The organism is Mesorhizobium sp. AA22 (genome assembly GCF_001672375.2).
GTDB lineage: Bacteria > Pseudomonadota > Alphaproteobacteria > Rhizobiales > Rhizobiaceae > Mesorhizobium > Mesorhizobium wenxiniae.
Window position 1 is genome coordinate 5,573,549 of record NZ_CP048406.1, and the last position, 15,120, is coordinate 5,588,668.

General features: G+C 63.5%; 16 protein-coding genes. 6 read left to right on the forward strand and 10 right to left on the reverse strand.

Going from position 1 to position 15,120, the window contains the following annotated elements:
- Window positions 1-4 precede the first annotated feature (4 nt).
- Window positions 5-733 carry a GntR family transcriptional regulator gene (locus A9K68_RS26590; RefSeq protein WP_065008387.1) on the reverse strand — a complete coding sequence of 243 codons (729 nt, stop codon included), beginning with the start codon at window positions 731-733 and terminating at the stop codon, window positions 5-7.
- Between the two features lie 127 nt (window positions 734-860).
- Here A9K68_RS26590 and A9K68_RS26595 point away from each other — a divergent pair, with 127 nt between their 5' ends.
- From A9K68_RS26595 to A9K68_RS26615, 5 genes are read left to right on the forward strand one after another with little or no spacing between them, the layout of a single operon-like run.
- Window positions 861-1,661 carry an ABC transporter ATP-binding protein gene (locus A9K68_RS26595; protein WP_065008388.1) on the forward strand — a complete coding sequence of 267 codons (801 nt, stop codon included), beginning with the start codon at window positions 861-863 and terminating at the stop codon, window positions 1,659-1,661.
- Window positions 1,658-2,425 (forward strand): ABC transporter ATP-binding protein, encoded by a 768-nt coding sequence (locus A9K68_RS26600; protein WP_065008389.1) that lies wholly within the window; start codon window positions 1,658-1,660, stop codon window positions 2,423-2,425. Before A9K68_RS26595 ends, A9K68_RS26600 begins: the two co-directional genes overlap by 4 nt.
- Window positions 2,422-3,330 (forward strand): branched-chain amino acid ABC transporter permease, encoded by a 909-nt coding sequence (locus A9K68_RS26605; RefSeq protein WP_065008390.1) that lies wholly within the window; start codon window positions 2,422-2,424, stop codon window positions 3,328-3,330. Before A9K68_RS26600 ends, A9K68_RS26605 begins: the two co-directional genes overlap by 4 nt.
- The gene (locus A9K68_RS26610) at window positions 3,327-4,310 is read left to right on the forward strand and encodes a branched-chain amino acid ABC transporter permease (RefSeq protein WP_065008421.1); all 984 of its coding nucleotides are present in this window, start codon (window positions 3,327-3,329) and stop codon (window positions 4,308-4,310) included. Before A9K68_RS26605 ends, A9K68_RS26610 begins: the two co-directional genes overlap by 4 nt.
- Window positions 4,307-5,605 (forward strand): FAD-dependent oxidoreductase, encoded by a 1,299-nt coding sequence (locus A9K68_RS26615; protein ID WP_065008391.1) that lies wholly within the window; start codon window positions 4,307-4,309, stop codon window positions 5,603-5,605. Before A9K68_RS26610 ends, A9K68_RS26615 begins: the two co-directional genes overlap by 4 nt.
- Before the next feature lie 8 nt (window positions 5,606-5,613).
- On the opposite strand, the gene A9K68_RS26620 is transcribed toward A9K68_RS26615, so the two are convergent.
- From A9K68_RS26620 to A9K68_RS26645, 6 genes are all read right to left on the reverse strand, one after another.
- The gene (locus A9K68_RS26620) at window positions 5,614-6,450 is read right to left on the reverse strand and encodes a GNAT family N-acetyltransferase (RefSeq protein ID WP_065008422.1); all 837 of its coding nucleotides are present in this window, start codon (window positions 6,448-6,450) and stop codon (window positions 5,614-5,616) included.
- Window positions 6,451-6,455: 5 nt separating this feature from the next.
- Window positions 6,456-7,202 carry an aspartate/glutamate racemase family protein gene (locus A9K68_RS26625; protein ID WP_065008392.1) on the reverse strand — a complete coding sequence of 249 codons (747 nt, stop codon included), beginning with the start codon at window positions 7,200-7,202 and terminating at the stop codon, window positions 6,456-6,458.
- 8 nt (window positions 7,203-7,210) lie between these two features.
- Window positions 7,211-8,029: an ABC transporter permease gene (locus tag A9K68_RS26630; RefSeq protein WP_065008393.1), complete on the reverse strand. Its 819-nt coding sequence runs from the start codon at window positions 8,027-8,029 to the stop codon at window positions 7,211-7,213.
- 4 nt (window positions 8,030-8,033) lie between these two features.
- Entirely contained in the window at window positions 8,034-8,945 is a 912-nt protein-coding gene (locus tag A9K68_RS26635; protein WP_065008394.1) for an ABC transporter permease, read from the reverse strand.
- Window positions 8,946-9,200: 255 nt separating this feature from the next.
- Complete coding sequence (locus tag A9K68_RS26640) at window positions 9,201-10,490, reverse strand: PotD/PotF family extracellular solute-binding protein (RefSeq protein WP_065008395.1); 1,290 nt, start codon at window positions 10,488-10,490, stop codon at window positions 9,201-9,203.
- Between the two features lie 33 nt (window positions 10,491-10,523).
- On the reverse strand, window positions 10,524-11,612 hold the full coding sequence (locus A9K68_RS26645; RefSeq protein WP_065008396.1) for an ABC transporter ATP-binding protein: 1,089 nt from the start codon (window positions 11,610-11,612) through the stop codon (window positions 10,524-10,526).
- A gap of 258 nt (window positions 11,613-11,870) precedes the next feature.
- Between A9K68_RS26645 and A9K68_RS26650 the strand changes: the two genes are divergently transcribed.
- Window positions 11,871-12,584 (forward strand): GntR family transcriptional regulator, encoded by a 714-nt coding sequence (locus A9K68_RS26650; protein ID WP_065008397.1) that lies wholly within the window; start codon window positions 11,871-11,873, stop codon window positions 12,582-12,584.
- A 168-nt stretch (window positions 12,585-12,752) separates the two neighbouring features.
- On the opposite strand, the gene A9K68_RS26655 is transcribed toward A9K68_RS26650, so the two are convergent.
- The 3 genes from A9K68_RS26655 to A9K68_RS26665 are packed head-to-tail and all read right to left on the reverse strand — an operon-like array spanning window position 12,753 to window position 15,113.
- The gene (locus A9K68_RS26655) at window positions 12,753-13,337 is read right to left on the reverse strand and encodes a HupE/UreJ family protein (protein ID WP_065008398.1); all 585 of its coding nucleotides are present in this window, start codon (window positions 13,335-13,337) and stop codon (window positions 12,753-12,755) included.
- 37 nt (window positions 13,338-13,374) lie between these two features.
- Window positions 13,375-13,902 (reverse strand): hypothetical protein, encoded by a 528-nt coding sequence (locus A9K68_RS26660; protein ID WP_065008399.1) that lies wholly within the window; start codon window positions 13,900-13,902, stop codon window positions 13,375-13,377.
- Between the two features lie 2 nt (window positions 13,903-13,904).
- Window positions 13,905-15,113: an agmatinase family protein gene (locus A9K68_RS26665; protein ID WP_065008400.1), complete on the reverse strand. Its 1,209-nt coding sequence runs from the start codon at window positions 15,111-15,113 to the stop codon at window positions 13,905-13,907.
- Window positions 15,114-15,120 lie beyond the last annotated feature (7 nt).

Sequence of the window (15,120 nt, forward strand, 5' to 3'; positions counted from 1 at the left end):
GCCCTCAATCTTTCGTATTGGCGGATTGAAGCTTGTCGCGCAGGAAAGCGAAGGGCCGGCTGATGTCGGCCACCAGCGCCTCGCGCGCTGCTTTGGCATCCTGCCTTGCAAGCGCTGCGACAATGCTGCGGTGATAGTGGGCGGTATCGACCTCGCCGGCATCCGAAAAGGCGTAGATGGCGACGCGGATACAGGGTCCGGATTGTAGCCACAGGCTCTCGATCATCGGGATCAACACGGCGGAGCCGCAGCAACGGTAGATCTCGAAGTGGAAGCTCTGGTTGAGCGTCGCCTCGCGGTCGATATCCTTTTTGTGCTTTAACGCCCGCATCTCGTCCCACTCGCCGAGCATGGCTTCGACCGAAGCAATCTGGCGCGGATTCATGCGCGTGGCGGCCAGCGCGATCGCTTCGCCCTCGATCAGGGAGCGGGCGCGCAAGAGATCGTCGATACGCTCCAGCGTGATCGGCGGCACGCGCACGGAACGGTTGGGAAGCGCCTCCAGCGCCTTCTCCGTGATCAGCCGTCCGAGCGCCTCGCGCACCGGCATGGTGCTGGTGACCAGTGCGTCGGCGAGGCCGCGGATTGTCAAAACCTGGCTGGGCTCGAAAAGACCGCCGATCAAGGCCCGGCGCAACTCCGAATAGACGCGATCCTGCACGGTCTCGCGGCCGACCGGCGTAAGCTGGGCTGCGATCACCTCATTGTTCTTTTCGATGACGACCTTCTGCATTGCAGTCCCGGTCTCGGCCCGTTTTTCGGCTTGCGGAAGAAATTAAAGCCGAATAGCGTGATCAAAGCAAGTGTGATCACAAATCAAAACCAGAAGGCGGCGACGATCGCTTTCGGCCAGAGGTTCCATGAGTGACACAACCGCACAACAGCGGGCGAACACCCTTACGCCGGTTCTGACGGCCAGGAACGTCGTCAGGCGCTTCGGCGGCCTTGTCGCAGTCAACAATGTCTCGTTCGAGGTCCGGTCGGGTGAGATACTCGGCCTCATCGGTCCGAACGGCGCCGGCAAGACGACGATGTTCGACCTGCTGGCCGGCAGCATCCTGCCGACCAGCGGCGAGATCCTTCTCAACGGCACACCGCTGTCGGGGGAAGCTGCCCATCGCCGCATCGGCCGCGGCCTTGGCCGCACCTTCCAGATCCCCCGGCCGCTGCCCAATCTGACGCTGATCGAAAACGTCATGCTGGCCGAGCAGGGCCAGGCCGGAGAAAGACTGCTCGCCAATTTCCTGACTCCACGGCGGGTCGCCGCCGAAGAAAGAGCGGCCGAGACGAAAGCCATCGAGCTGCTCGAGCTCGTGACGCTCGCCCGCCTGGCGCACGAGCCGGCGCGTCTACTTTCCGGCGGCCAGCGCAAGCTGCTCGAACTCGCCCGCGTCATGATGGCTGACCCGGCGATCATCCTGCTCGATGAGCCGGCGGCCGGCGTCAACGCGACGTTGCTCGAAGTCATCATCGATCGCATCCGCGACATCAACGCCCGCGGCATTACTTTCCTGCTGATCGAGCACAATATCGACGTGGTGACGCGGCTCTGCCACCGCGTGCTGGTCATGGCGAGCGGCCAGCTTCTGTGCGAAGGCACCCCCGATGAGGTGGCGCGCGATCCACGCGTCATCGAAGCCTATCTCGGAGGCGCGGCATGAGCCAAACAGTTCTCGATGTCCGCGATCTCGAAGCCGGCTACGAGCCAGGCGTGCCGATCGTGCGGGGCGCCACAATCACCGTCGACAAGGGTGAGATAGTTGTCGTTCTCGGCCCCAACGGCGCCGGCAAGTCGACCTTGATCAAGGCGATTGCCGGCCTTGTCCCGATCACCGGCGGCACGGTCCTGCTGGACGGCAAGGATATCACCGCGGCGCCCGCCCACACCATGGTCCGCCTCGGCCTTGCCTTCGTGCCGCAGACCGAAAACATCTTCCCCTTGATGTCAGTCGAGGACAATCTGAACGTCGCCTGTGGCATCCTGAAGCCGCGCGAGACCCCTGCCCGCATCGAGGAAATGTATGGGGCCTTTCCCGATCTCGCCCGTCAGCGCAGAACCGCCGCCGGAAATCTCTCGGGCGGACAGCGGCAGATGCTGGCCATCGCCCGGGCATTGATCGTTCATCCCAAGGTGCTGGTGCTCGACGAGCCGTCGGCCGGCCTGTCGCCGAAATTCGTGTCGATGGTGTTCGAGATGCTGGCCGGTATACGCAAATCCGGCGTCACCATTCTCCTGGTCGAACAGAACGCCAAGGCAGCACTTGCCATCGGCGATCGCGCGTATGTGCTGGTCGAGGGCAAGGACCGGCACGAGGGCATCGCCTCCGAGCTCTGGAACGATCCGGTCGTCGCCGAACTCTATCTTGGCCAGCGCCGCCTCAATCCTGAAAGAGACCGGCACTCGGGCAAAGGAAGCGCGGCATGAACCTGCAATTTGTCGTCGACGGACTGCTGGCAGGTTCGATGATCGGCCTCGGCGCCATCGGCGTGACGCTCACCTATTCGATCCTGCGCTTCTCGAACTTCGCGCATGGCGACTTCATGGCCTGGGGCGCCTATGCGACGCTCGCCGTCGTCGGCGCCATCGGCGCGATGTTCGGCAAGATCGCGCCGATGGCTCCCCTGTCCTTCGGCTGGCCGCTGATCGCCGCGGTAATCGTCGGCATGGCGATCACCGGCCTGCTGGCGCTGCTGCTCGACATGATGCTTTTCGCGCAGCTGCGGGCCAAGGGCCAGGCGATCATTGTGGTGATGGCGAGCTTCGGCGCCTCGATGGCGCTGAGAAGCCTGCTCGAATTCATCTTCAGCTCGCGTCCGACCTATTTCAGCCGGGCCATCCAGATCGCCATGCCGGTCGGCTTCGGCATTCGCGTCACTCCCGACCAGATCGCGCTGCTGCTGCTGACCGCCGTTCTCGTGCTCGGCGTGCATCTCTTGATGACCCGCACCCAGACCGGCCGTTCCATGCAGGCACTGAGCCAGAATGCGGCCTTGGCGCGCATTGTCGGCATCGACGTCGCCAAGATCGTGCGCGTCACCTGGATCATTGGCGGAGCGCTAGCCTGCGTCGCCGGCGTGATGATCGGCATTCTCATCCAGATCCGTCCATTCATGGGTTTCGACATGCTGCTGCCGATGTTCGCGGCCGCCATCCTCGGCGGCATCGGCAGCGTGCCTGGCGCTGTTCTCGGCGGATTGATCATCGGTATGGCCGAAGCCGGCGCAGTGCAGTTGGTCGGCGCCGAATGGCGCGCTGCCGTCTCCTTCATCATCCTGATGTCCGTGCTGTTCGTGCGGCCTATCGGCCTTTTCGGAGTGAGAGAACGCTGATGGATCTGCTCGGCTATGGCGCTTTCTTCCTGACGACCGCACTGATCTTTTCGCTCGTCACGCTCGGGCTCAACCTGCAATGGGGGCTCACCGGCCTTTTCAATGTCGGACTCGCGGGCTTCGTTGCCATCGGCGCCTACACGTCGGCACTGCTGACCACGCCCGACGATGCTGCGCGCCTGGGCGGCTTCGGCCTGCCGATCCTTGTCGGCTGGCTCGGCGCCATGCTGGTGGGCGGCATCGCCGCCGCGATTACCGGCATTGCCACGCTGCGCCTGAGATCAGACTATCTGGCGATCACCACCTTCGGCGTTGCCGTCGTCGTGCAGCTGGTGGCGCTTAATGCCCAGAAGCTGACGGGCGGCCCGTTCGGCATCGGCTTCATTCCGCGTCCTTTCGGCGGCCTCGCCGAAACGCCTTTGCTGTTCAACCTGTCGAACCTTGCCGTCGTCTCGGTGGTGACGCTGATCGTCTATCTCGCGCTGGAGCATCTGTCGCGCAGCCCGTGGGGGCGCGTGTTGAAGGCGCTTCGCGAGGATGAGCGGGCAGCGATATCCCTGGGGAAAAGCGCACGCTTCTATCGCGTTCAGGCCTTTGCCGTGGGCGGTGCCATCATGGCACTGGCCGGCGCGTTGCAGGCGCATTTCACCGGCTTCATCGCTCCGGACAATTATTTGCCGGCGCTGACTTTCCAGGTCTGGGTGATGCTGATCGTCGGCGGCTCGGGCAGCAACATCGGCGCCGTCATCGGCAGCATTCTTGTCTGGGCGATATGGGCCGGATCGGGAGCGTTAACGAGCGTGTTGTTTTCGCCGGAGCAGCAGGCCCGCGCCGCCTCGCTGCAGATCGTCGCCATCGGCGTGATGCTGTGCGTCATTCTTCTGGTCAGGCCGAACGGCCTGTTTGGCGACAGGCCGTGGCGGCCAAGATTCGGCAAGCGTGTCCGAGTGGCTACGGGTGAGAGCGGAACAGCGTCATGATCGAGGTTGCCGGGTCTTCCGGCGTTTCCCTCTGGCACGCCGTCAGCCGCAATCGCCGTGACCGGCCTACCCTCGAAGGCGCACTCGATGTCGACCTGGCGATTGTCGGCGGCGGGTTCTCAGGCCTTTCCACCGCGCTGCATACCGCTGAAAAAGGCATCTCCGTCGCCGTCCTCGAAGCGGAAATCATCGCCTGGGGCGCGACCGGCAGGAATGCCGGCTTCGTCGTGCCGAATTTCGCGAAAAGAGACCCCGACGATATCGCTGCCGAGCTCGGACCCGAACGCGGCGAACGCCTTGTCGAGTTCGCCACCGGCAGCGCCGACCTCGTCTTCGACCTGATCAGGCGGCACGGCATCGAATGCGACGCAGACCAGAGCGGATGGATACAACCGGCCCATTCGCAGGCCGCTCTCGAAAAAACCAGGTCGCGCGCCGAACAATGGGCAAGACGCGGAAGAGCGACTGTTACGCTGGACAGGCAGGAAACCGAAGATCTGACCGGCATTCGGGGTTATCCCGGCGGCTGGATGGACCCGTCGGGCGGTGTCCTCAATCCGGTCGAATACGCACGCGGCCTCGCTGACGCGGCGGAAAAGGCCGGAGCCCGCATCTTCGAGCATACGCGCGTTGCATCGATCGATCGCAACGGGGATGGCTGGGCTTTGAAGACGGAATCGGGTTCGGTGCGTGCTGGAAAGGTGCTGATTGCCACCAACGCCTATGGCGGACCACTGAACCGCGCGCTGCAGCGAACCTACTTTCCTCTGAAAATCTTCCAGATCGCGACGGCTCCGCTGCCGCGCGAATACCGCACTTACCTGCTTCCAGGCGGGCAAGGCGTCGGCGACACCAGGCGCAATCTTTTCACCTTCCGCTTCGATAGCGAAAACCGGCTGATAACCGGCGGCATGCATAGTCTTGGTCCCGGCGCCGACGCGCGGGTGCCGCATGCGATCTGGCGCCGGCTTGCAAAACACCTCGATCTCCCGGAAATCCCACCACTCGCCTACAGCTGGTCGGGGATGGCCGCCGTCGAGCCCGACTTCCTGCCGCACCTTGTCGACCTGGGGCCTGGCCTGATCGCGGGCTTTGCCTGCAACGGACGTGGCATTGCTATGACGACGAGCATGGGCAAGGTGCTTGCGGATTGGGCTGATGGAACAAAGCCGCAGGATTTGCCGCTGCCGTTTGCGCCGCCGTCGCCGATCCGGCTCCATGGCCTGATGCGGCATGCGCCAAACATGCTGCTTCCGCTAAGCATCCTGCGCGACCGGCTGGATGAGGGGCGCTAGTCGACGTCTCAACCAAGCTCCAAGGTCGTTATCGCAAAGACGCCGGACTGCGCGAGCTGCGGCGCTTTTCCCTTGTACATTCGAGCCGTTTCAAAGCCCGGCTGGAGACCGGCGGACGTCAGCCGAGCTGCAAATTGCCCACTGGTCTCGGGAACGTCGAGATGGACATTTCCGGGTCCGGAGGCATTGGCGAGCGCGGCGAAGAGACGGCTTGCCACGTCAAGGCTGTTGGAAAAAAGCGGGCCGATCTTATTGCCGTCCCGGCATTGGCGCCCGACGCCGTACCCCGCAATGGCGCCCTCCTCGAGGATCGCAAGTGCCATGTGCGGCGGGCGCAGCCAGTGGTCCAGGAAGGATCGCCTCGAAGCCGGAAAGAATCGGCGGTCATAGTCCAGGACATCCGCGATGAGTTCCGGGCCTATGACGCAAATGCCGCTGTCGGTGGCTGCCGGAACATTTGGCGCTCCAACGAACCGGATCGTCCGGTGGACCGGCGCAAAACCCATGCTGCGATAGTTGGCCTGCTGTTCGACGACGCCATCGAGGCCGATCGTGCGATTGCCGAGCCGCGCCATGCCGGCGTCCCAGACCGCCTTGCCATGGCCCTCGCCGCGCCTGTCCGGCCGACAGATGTAGAGGCCGATGAAGCCGAAACCGCCGCCATAGGCCACAGCCGAAATGCCGGCGACCATCTCGCCATCGACGAAAGCGCCAATGAAGCCCTCGGGATCCGCTGCCTGGAACGCCATGGCATCGCCGAGGCCGGGATTCCAGCCCTCCGCTGCCGCCCAGTCGACAAGGATTTCCACTTCTTCAAGTGCGAGCGTTCTGATCGTTCGGCGCATTGCGATCACTCGGCGGCAACAGAACCGGGGGCGAAGGATTTCAATGCGCCACGATAGGGCTTTGCTAGCGGGTTTGCATAGGCGCCGCGCTTGGACGTCGACAGGCCAAGCGCGACGAGTGCCTCGGCTTGCTTGACCGCCGCGCCGACGCCGTCGATGACCGGAACGCCGAACTCCCGCTGCAGCTCGGCGGCGAGGTCGGCCATGCCGGCACAGCCGAGCACGATGGCCTCGGCGCGATCCTCCTCGAGCGCGCGCGCGATCTCGCCGCGCAGTTTCAGGATCGCGTCCGATGTCGGGTCTTCGAGGGCAAGAACCGGAACGTCGGCGGCGCGCACGCGCGCCCGCCCGGCCATGCCGTAGCGCTGCACCAGCCCTTCGACCGGCACCCGCGAGCGCTCGGTCGTGGTGACGACGGTGAAGCGCTGGGCGATGAACGAGGCCGTGCTGAGCGCTGCCTCGCAAATGCCGATGACCGGCATGTTGGCCATGGCGCGCGCGGCATCGAGGCCGGTGTCGTCGAAACAGGCGATGATCGCGGCCTGCGCGCCCGACCGTTCGCCCGCGGCGATTTCGACCAGCAGGCCGGGCACCGCGAGCGCCTCGTCGTAGTAGCCTTCGATCGAAACTGGCCCCATCGACGAGGTGACGGCGACGATTTCCGTCTCGGCGCCGGCGACCAACCGCGCCGCCGCTGCAATGGTTTCGGTCATGCTGGCGGTGGTGTTCGGATTGACAACGAGGATTTGCACTGCGGTTCTCAAATACGCGCCCGGCGACGGCCGACATAGATGATTGCGCCGAGCGTCAGCAGGATCACCAGGAAGGAAAACATGGTCGTCACGGTGCCAAGCGCATAGAGCACCGGCGTCGTGACATTCGTCGTCATGCCGTAGATTTCGAGCGGCAGCGTGTTGAACGTGCCCGAGGTCATCAGCGTGCGGGCGAACTCGTCATAGGAGAGAGTGAAACCGAACAGGCCGACGCCGATCAGGCTAGGCGCGATCATCGGCAGGACGACATGCGCGAAGGTCTGCCAGGACGACGCTCCGAGATCACGCGCGGCTTCCTCATAGGCCGGTGAGAACCGGTTGAAGACGGCGAACATGATCAGCACGCCGAAGGGCAAGGTCCATGTCAGATGCGAACCGAAGGCGGATGTATACCAAGCGGGACGGAAGCCGATCTGCTCGAAGACGACGCCGATGCCGAGCGAGATGATGATCGACGGCACGACGAGACTGGCGACCGCCAGATAGAACAATGCGGTGGCGCCGCGAAATTTTTGGCGGAAGGCAAGACCGGCAAGCAGCGACACGCCGACGGTCACGATCATCACCATCAGGCCAAGGATGAAGGAGCGTTTGAAACTGCCGCCGAAATCGCCGACCGCCTGGCGCTCGAACAGGTTGGCGAACCAGTGCAGCGAAACGCCGTTCAGCGGAAACGTCAGCCCGCCATTCTCGCCCTGGAAGGACAGGATCAGGATCGCTGAAAGCGGGCCGTAGAGAAACAGCACGAAAAGGGCGAAGAAGGCCGCCAGCACGTAGAATTCAAAGGTGCGTTTCTCCCGGCTCATCGCCTCACAGCTCCTTGCGAATATCGACGATGCGCAGGATGCCGGCGACCATCAACAGCACCAGCACCAGGAGCACGACCGCGTTGGCGGCCGCTGCCGGATATTGCAGCAGCGACATCTGGTTCTTCATCATCAGTGCGACGGATGCGCTCTGCCCGCCGGACATCACCTGCACTGTCGAAAAGTCGGCCATCACCAGCGTCACGACAAAGATGGTGCCGATCGCCATGCCGGGCTTGGCGAGCGGAATGATGACGTTCCACAGGACCTGCCAGCCGGAAGCGCCGGCGTCACGCGCGGCCTCGATCAGCGACTTGTCGATGCGCATCAGTGTGTTGAAGATCGGCGTCACCATGAACAGCGCGTAGAGATGCACCATGGCCAGCACCACGGCGAATTCGGAATAGAGCAGCCATTCGATCGGCTTCGGGATCAGCCCCATCTGAACCAGGGTTGAGTTGACGAGGCCGTTGCGGCCAAGCACCGGAATCCACGAGATCATGCGAATGATGTTGGAGGTCAGGAACGGCACGGTGCAGACAAGGAACAGCACCATCTGCATGGCGGTGGTCCTGATATGGAAGGCGAGGAAATAGGCGACCCAGAAGCCGACGAACAGCGTCAGCGCCCAGACAATGGCGGCGTATTTCAGCGTATTCAGATAGGTTTTCCAGGTGACCCAGGAGCCGAGCGTGTCGGAATAGTTGGTGGTCAGGAAATCCGGGTACATCGCCGCGAAGTCGTAGTCCCAGAAGGAGACCACGGCGATCATCAGGATCGGCAGCAAAAGGAACGCGCCGAGGATCAGCGCCAGCGGCGCCGCCTGCAGGTAGGGGATGAGGCGGGCGACCGAGACGCGGCGGCGACGCCTGGCGGGTTTGGCGGCGGCTATAGGCTGATCGAGAGCCACAGTCATCTGGAACAGCCTTGGTGCGATGAGGAGGGCCGATAATCTGGCAAGCTGTGATCCGTCGCGCCCCACTCTGTCCTGCCGGACATCTCCCCCACATGGGGGGAGATCGGCCGTCGCCGCCGCTTTCGCCAATCTCCAACGTTGCAAGAAGAGGTGCCAACAACGAAGCTGCCAATCTCCCCCCAAGTGGGGGAGATGTCCGGCAGGACAGAGGGGGGCGCCAAGGAATGCAACATCTCAGTTATTGCCTGCCTTGCATCAAGCCGCGATGAACTCGTTCCAGCGCCTCACCATGTAGCGGTCCTCGTCCATGACCGAGTTCCAGCAGGCGACCTTGCCCATGCGCTCGACGAAGGAGCCGCCGTCGCGCACGGCGCCCGCCTTCTCCATGACCTTGCCGTCCGGCGCCATGATGTCGCCCTTGGCCGGCTTGCCGTCGACCCAGTAGCCCCATTCGTCCTCGGACATGAACTGCTTGGCCGTGTCCATGGCGGCCGAGTAGTAGCCCTGGCGGTTGAGATAGGCGCCGACCCAGCCGGACAGGTACCAGTTGATATATTCGTAGGCGGCGTCGAGCTCAGCGCCCTTGAGATGCGCTGCAAGGCCAAGGCCGCCGCCCCATGAGCGGTAGCCTTCCTTGAGCGGCTGGTATTTGCAGGCGATGCCCTTGGAGCGGACCGCCGCGACGGCCGGCGACCACATCGACTGGATGACCACTTCGCCTGAAGCCATCAGGTTGACGCTCTCGTCGAACGATTTCCAGAACGCCCGGAATTGGCCGTCCTGCTTGGCCTTGATCAGGAAGTCGATTGTCTTGTCGATCTCCTCCTTGGTCATGTTGCCCTTGTCGGCATATTTGATGTTGCCCATGGCTTCCATGATCATCGCCGCATCCATGATGCCGATCGACGGGATGTTGAGGATGGCGGCCTTGCCCTTGAAGGCCGGATCCATGATGTCGGCCCAGGTGGTGATGTCGCGGCCGACAAGGTCGGGTCGGATGCCGAGCGTATCGGCATTGTAGATGGTCGGAACCATCGTCATCCACTGGGTCGGCTGCTTGGCGAAGGTCTTGGCGTCCTGTGCCTCGACGAAGCCGACCGTATGCGGCGCGGTGCCCTGGGCAATGACGCTGTCGGGCGTCAGCTTGCCGGTGATGAAGAGCGGTACGATCTTGTCGTAATATTTCAGCTTCTTGACATCCATCGGCTGCATCACGCCGGACGGATACACCTTCTTGGCGATCCAGTATTCGATGTCGGCAATATCGTAGCTGTCCGGCTGGGTCACCGCGCGCTGAGCGGCGGCATCGGAATCGGTCGCCGTCATCTCCAGCGTGATGCCGAGGTCCGCCTTGCACTTGTCGGCGATGGCGTTGAGGTTGGACACGCCGGTGCCGAACTGGCGCAGCGTGATCGGGTTCTGCGCCCAGATCGTCGGGAACCCGGTGATCACGCCGGAGCCGGCGGCAAAACCGACGGCGGCGGCACCTGTCTTGAGCAGCGAGCGGCGGGAAATTCCTGTCTTCTTGTCGGTGGTGTTGGTCATGTCAGTTCCCCTGTTTGGATTGGTTGTTCTGGTTCAGGAATCGAGACGGCCAAGGACGATCGCGTCCTCGGTGTCCCAGGCGATCGGCACGGCGTCGCCGACGGCAACCGGCTTGGCGAAGAAGCTGGTGTCGTCGACGATCACGGTAAAATCCTCGATGCCGGCGCCATTGACCGAGAGCTTCACGGTCGAGCCGCGGTATTCGATATTGGAGACGATGCCGGCGAAACCCAGCCCCATGGCCGGCGGGTCGCCGATCCGCACGTGGTCGGTTCGAATGGCGATATCGATCGGCTCGCCGATCGCCCTGCCCTGCCCGCTGGCCGCTAGCGAGGCGCCACCCGGCACATCGAAGACAACCATGCCGTCGCGGCTGCCACTGACGCGGCCGGAGACGACGTTGTGATCGCCCATGAAACGGGCGACGAACGCGGTGGCCGGCCGCTCGAAGACGACGCGCGGATGCGCCGCCTGCTCGATGCGGCCGTCATTCATAACCACGATCAGGTCGGCGAGCGCCATCGCCTCCTCCTGGCTGTGGGTGACGTGGACGAAAGTGATGCCGAGCGACGTCTGCAGCTTCTTCAATTCCGCCCGCATGCGGATCTTCAGGAACGGATCGAGTGCCGATAGCGGTTCGTCGAGCAGCAGTGCCTCGGGGTCGGTGATCAGCGCGCGGGCCAGGGCGACGCGCTGCTGCTGTCCGCCCGAAAGCTGTGCCGGGCGGCGGCCGGCATAGGCTTCCATCTGCATCAGCTTCAGCATATCGAGCGCTTTGGCGCGGCGCTCCTCCTTGCCGACACCCTTCATCTTGAGGCTGAACGCAACATTGTCGACCAGGTCGAGATGCGGAAACAGCGCGTAGGACTGGAACATCATGGCGGTGCCGCGCCTGGCCGGCGGCAGATCGGTGACCACTGTGTTGCCGAGACGCACGTCGCCGCTCGATATGCTCTCGTGCCCGGCAATCATGCGTAGCGTCGACGTCTTGCCGCAGCCGGACGGGCCGAGCAGGCAACAATAAGTTCCCGCGGGGATTTTCAGGCTGATGTGTTCGACGGCAGTCGTTGCGCCATAGATCTTCGATACGGACACGATGTCGATTTCGGCGGCTTTGGACATCCGGCTTCCTCTCTGCTCAACTTAAGCAAAGCATCATGCATGCCAGTTGCCTGCATCGGCCTCAAACGGTTGATTCTTTGGGTAAATCGGGACTGCATGCGACCGCCCGTCGAAACGGCACTCTTGTGCTATGCACAAAATATAGGCGATAGCTGGCGATTCTCGCAAAAATCGTATGCAATCTTTCCTGACATCGTATTCACTTTAGCCCTCTGCAACCGACCAGATTCAGGGTAGAAAGGTACAGGGACTATCATCATGAATATAGCCGACCAGACTTTCCCTGCTGTCGACAGTGCCAACGAGGATCGCGCCCAGGCGATCCGCGACCAGTTGCGCGACGCGATCGTCGATCGCCGGCTGGCGCCCGGAACCAAGCTGTCGGAAGGCGAGGTCGGCACTCTGTTCGATGTCAGCCGCACCGTGGCGCGCGCAGCACTGCAGATGCTCTCCTTCGAAGGCCTGGTTCGGACCGAGCGCAATCGTGGCGCCTTCGTCGCCAACCCGTCGCCGGAGGAAGCGCGTCAGGTCTTCGCTTCGCGCCGGCTGATCGAGCCCGGCATAGCTATCGCCGCCGCCGGGCGGATGACGCCGGCGCATGTCGTTGCCTTCAAGGCGCAGCTCGATGAAGAGGGCCGCTTCATTGCCGAACGCGGACCAAATGCAAGACGCTCGGAAATCAAAGCTTCGGGCGATTTTCACCTGCTGCTGGCTTCGGTTGCAGGAAACACCATCCTCCAGCGCTTCATGGAAGAACTGGTGGCGCGGTCATCGCTGGTGATCGCGCTCTACGGCCGCTCGGGCGTGTCGAGCTGCGGTCATAGCGAACACATGAACATCCTCGAAGCGCTGGAAAATGGCAATTCCGAACGCGCCAGCGCGCTGATGCTGCATCACATTGACCATATTGAGGCCGACCTCGATCTGCGCGTCAGGAGCGGTCCGGCGCTCAGGCAGGCGCTCGAGTTCTGACGCTCATTTCGACCGGAGGGACGCGAAAACCGCGCCCCTCAAAGCCGCTCGGCCCGGATTTTCAGGATCTGGTACAGCAAATCGCGGATGCGCCGCAGCCTCATCGACAGTTTCTGGCTCATCTGCATTCCAGTTCTGTTTGCCGACTGCCTGCGTTGATCGCCTCACTCAGAAGGTCTGGGCCGCCATGGCCATTCCAACCAGCGAGGTGGCGAGCCCTGCGGTGCGGACCTTCATCGGCCAACGGGCGAGCTTGAAGACGGACAACACCCCGATCGCATGCAGCATCGATGTGCCGAGCACGAAACCGGCGGCGTAGGCGATGCCGCCGGCGCTCTCGGGAATCTCGAGGCCGTGGGCGTTGCCGTGAAAGAGGCCGAACAGGGCGGTCAGCGCCGCGGCGGCGGCCAGCGGCAGCGGCTTGGAAAGGCCGACCATGGCGCCGAAGACCACCAGCGACAGCGCGATGCCCGTTTCAAGCGAAGGCAGGCCGATGCCGGCCATGCCGAGCAAGGCTCCGGCGACCATGGCCGAGACAAAGGCCAGCGGGACAAGGACAATACTGCGCCCGCCGGCGCGAGCGCCAATGATGCCGACCGCGATCATGGCAAGCAGATGGTCCATGCCGAGGAGCGGATGTTCGAGGCCGGCGAAAAAGCCGTGGATGTGAGCGCCGCCGCTATGGGCAAACGCCAGCGACGGTGTGAGGCCGGCGAGAGCTGAAAGGATGCCAAGTCTTGCAAATGTTTTCATGGTTGTACCTGTTCGATGAGAGTGACGGGTTCTGGTTTCAGTGCCCGGGAACGGCGAATTGCGAAGCGGCGGAACGGTCTGCAAGGGCGCGCGCCGCGGCGAAGCCGAGCGGCTTTTGCTCATTGCCATCGTGATAGATGAAAGCGAGGCGGCGGCGGTGCGATGTCAGGCGGGCCGGCAACGGGTGATAGGCGACGCCGGTGCCGCCGACGAGCGGCATGACCGCGCCGACATCGACCAGATCCTCGGTCTCGATGCGAAGCAGATGAAGCCGCACGCCGTCCGCCGTCTCGCCGACAAAGGGTATGCCGGCCAGGCGCAGAAAGCTGGATGGGTCCGGCGCCCGTGCAAAGCCTTCGAGGAAGGCGGTTTCAACAAGATCGAGGTCGACCGTCGCTGGATCAACCGGCGGCTCGTGAGCTTGATCCGGCAGATGCGGCGTCTGCCATTGCAGCGGCTTGCCGGCGGGCCCGTTGTGGCCGGGGGCGTGCGGATGGTCATGATGACCGTTCGGCCGGTGGTGGCCGTCGTCATGGCCATGACTGTGGTGGTGGTCATCGTGCATGGTCAAAAACTCACCGGTTTGTCGATGATCGATTTGTGCTTGCCGAGATTGCCGTGGGCGACCATCGAGCCGAGCGCTTCGACGACGACGCGCACACCGAACAGCGCGGTGATGTCCGACGTGTCGTAGGGCGGCGAGACCTCGACCACTTCCAGGCCGCAAATGCCAGGCGCCGTCACCAGCCCAAGCAGCTTGAGCGCCTCGCGCGGCAGGAAGCCGCCCGGCTCAGGCCAGCCGGTGCCGGGCACGAAACCACAATCGAGGCTGTCGACGTCGAAAGAGATGTAGACGGCGTCGGTGTCCTTCCATGCGAGTTCGAGCGCGATTTCCGCCGCCTTCTCAAGTCCCATCTGCTCGATGTCGGCAATGGTCAGCACGTTGGTGCCGCGTTTTCTCGCCTCGGCGACGCCGTAGCGGGGGACCTGCCAGCCGCCGATGCCGAGCTGCACGAGATTGGTCGCCGAGACGTTCGGCAGGTTGGTCGCCCAATACCAGGGCGTGGTGTGCATGCGCTCGTCGAGATCCTTTTCCTGGATGTCGATATGGCGGTCGAAATGGATGATGCCGATCCGCTTCGAGGTCACGTCGGCGATGCCGCGCACGCAAGGGAAACCGATCGAATGGTCGCCGCCCAGCATGATCGGCAGCGCGCCGGACGAGGCGACATGGCTGACGCCCTTGGTGATCTGGTCGAAGCTCTTTTCGAGGTTGGCGGGAATGGTGAAGACGTCGCCGGCGTCGCACAACGTCATCTGCTCGCGCAAATCGACGCCGAGCTCGTAGTTGTACGGCGTGTAGAGCGCCGAGATGCGGCGAATGCCTTGCGGCCCGAAGCGGGTTCCCGGCCGGTAGGTGGTGCCGCTGTCGAAAGGAATGCCGACGACGGCAGCATCATATTTGCCGACATCGCGGACGTTCTCGACATAGGGTGCCTTGAGAAAGGTATTGATGCCGGCGAAATGCGGCAGCTCGCCGCGCGCGAATGTCGGGATCGACTTGTCGACGATCGACTCCGATCCCGGCAGGCCCATGTCGAGCGCCCATTGCTGCTCCTTGCGCCAGCCGCTTTCCGGCAGCTTGCCCTCGGCCTCGATCGACTTCCATCCCTGCGTGCCGCGGGCGTCGAAATCGGGGTGGTGAAACCGCTCCCGGGCCGCCCGGGCGACGAGCCCTGCCCGGCGGTGGCTGCGTTCGGGGATGTTTCTGGACATTCAAACT

Coding starts and splice junctions, on each gene's coding strand:
- A9K68_RS26590 (WP_065008387.1), bottom strand. CDS start 733: ATGCAGAAGGTCGTCATCGAAAAGAACAATGAGGTGATCGCAGCCCAG.
- A9K68_RS26595 (WP_065008388.1), top strand. CDS start 861: ATGAGTGACACAACCGCACAACAGCGGGCGAACACCCTTACGCCGGTT.
- A9K68_RS26600 (WP_065008389.1), top strand. CDS start 1,658: ATGAGCCAAACAGTTCTCGATGTCCGCGATCTCGAAGCCGGCTACGAG.
- A9K68_RS26605 (WP_065008390.1), top strand. CDS start 2,422: ATGAACCTGCAATTTGTCGTCGACGGACTGCTGGCAGGTTCGATGATC.
- A9K68_RS26615 (WP_065008391.1), top strand. CDS start 4,307: ATGATCGAGGTTGCCGGGTCTTCCGGCGTTTCCCTCTGGCACGCCGTC.
- A9K68_RS26620 (WP_065008422.1), bottom strand. CDS start 6,450: ATGCGCCGAACGATCAGAACGCTCGCACTTGAAGAAGTGGAAATCCTT.
- A9K68_RS26630 (WP_065008393.1), bottom strand. CDS start 8,029: ATGAGCCGGGAGAAACGCACCTTTGAATTCTACGTGCTGGCGGCCTTC.
- A9K68_RS26635 (WP_065008394.1), bottom strand. CDS start 8,945: ATGACTGTGGCTCTCGATCAGCCTATAGCCGCCGCCAAACCCGCCAGG.
- A9K68_RS26640 (WP_065008395.1), bottom strand. CDS start 10,490: ATGACCAACACCACCGACAAGAAGACAGGAATTTCCCGCCGCTCGCTG.
- A9K68_RS26645 (WP_065008396.1), bottom strand. CDS start 11,612: ATGTCCAAAGCCGCCGAAATCGACATCGTGTCCGTATCGAAGATCTAT.
- A9K68_RS26650 (WP_065008397.1), top strand. CDS start 11,871: ATGAATATAGCCGACCAGACTTTCCCTGCTGTCGACAGTGCCAACGAG.
- A9K68_RS26655 (WP_065008398.1), bottom strand. CDS start 13,337: ATGAAAACATTTGCAAGACTTGGCATCCTTTCAGCTCTCGCCGGCCTC.
- A9K68_RS26660 (WP_065008399.1), bottom strand. CDS start 13,902: ATGCACGATGACCACCACCACAGTCATGGCCATGACGACGGCCACCAC.
- A9K68_RS26665 (WP_065008400.1), bottom strand. CDS start 15,113: ATGTCCAGAAACATCCCCGAACGCAGCCACCGCCGGGCAGGGCTCGTC.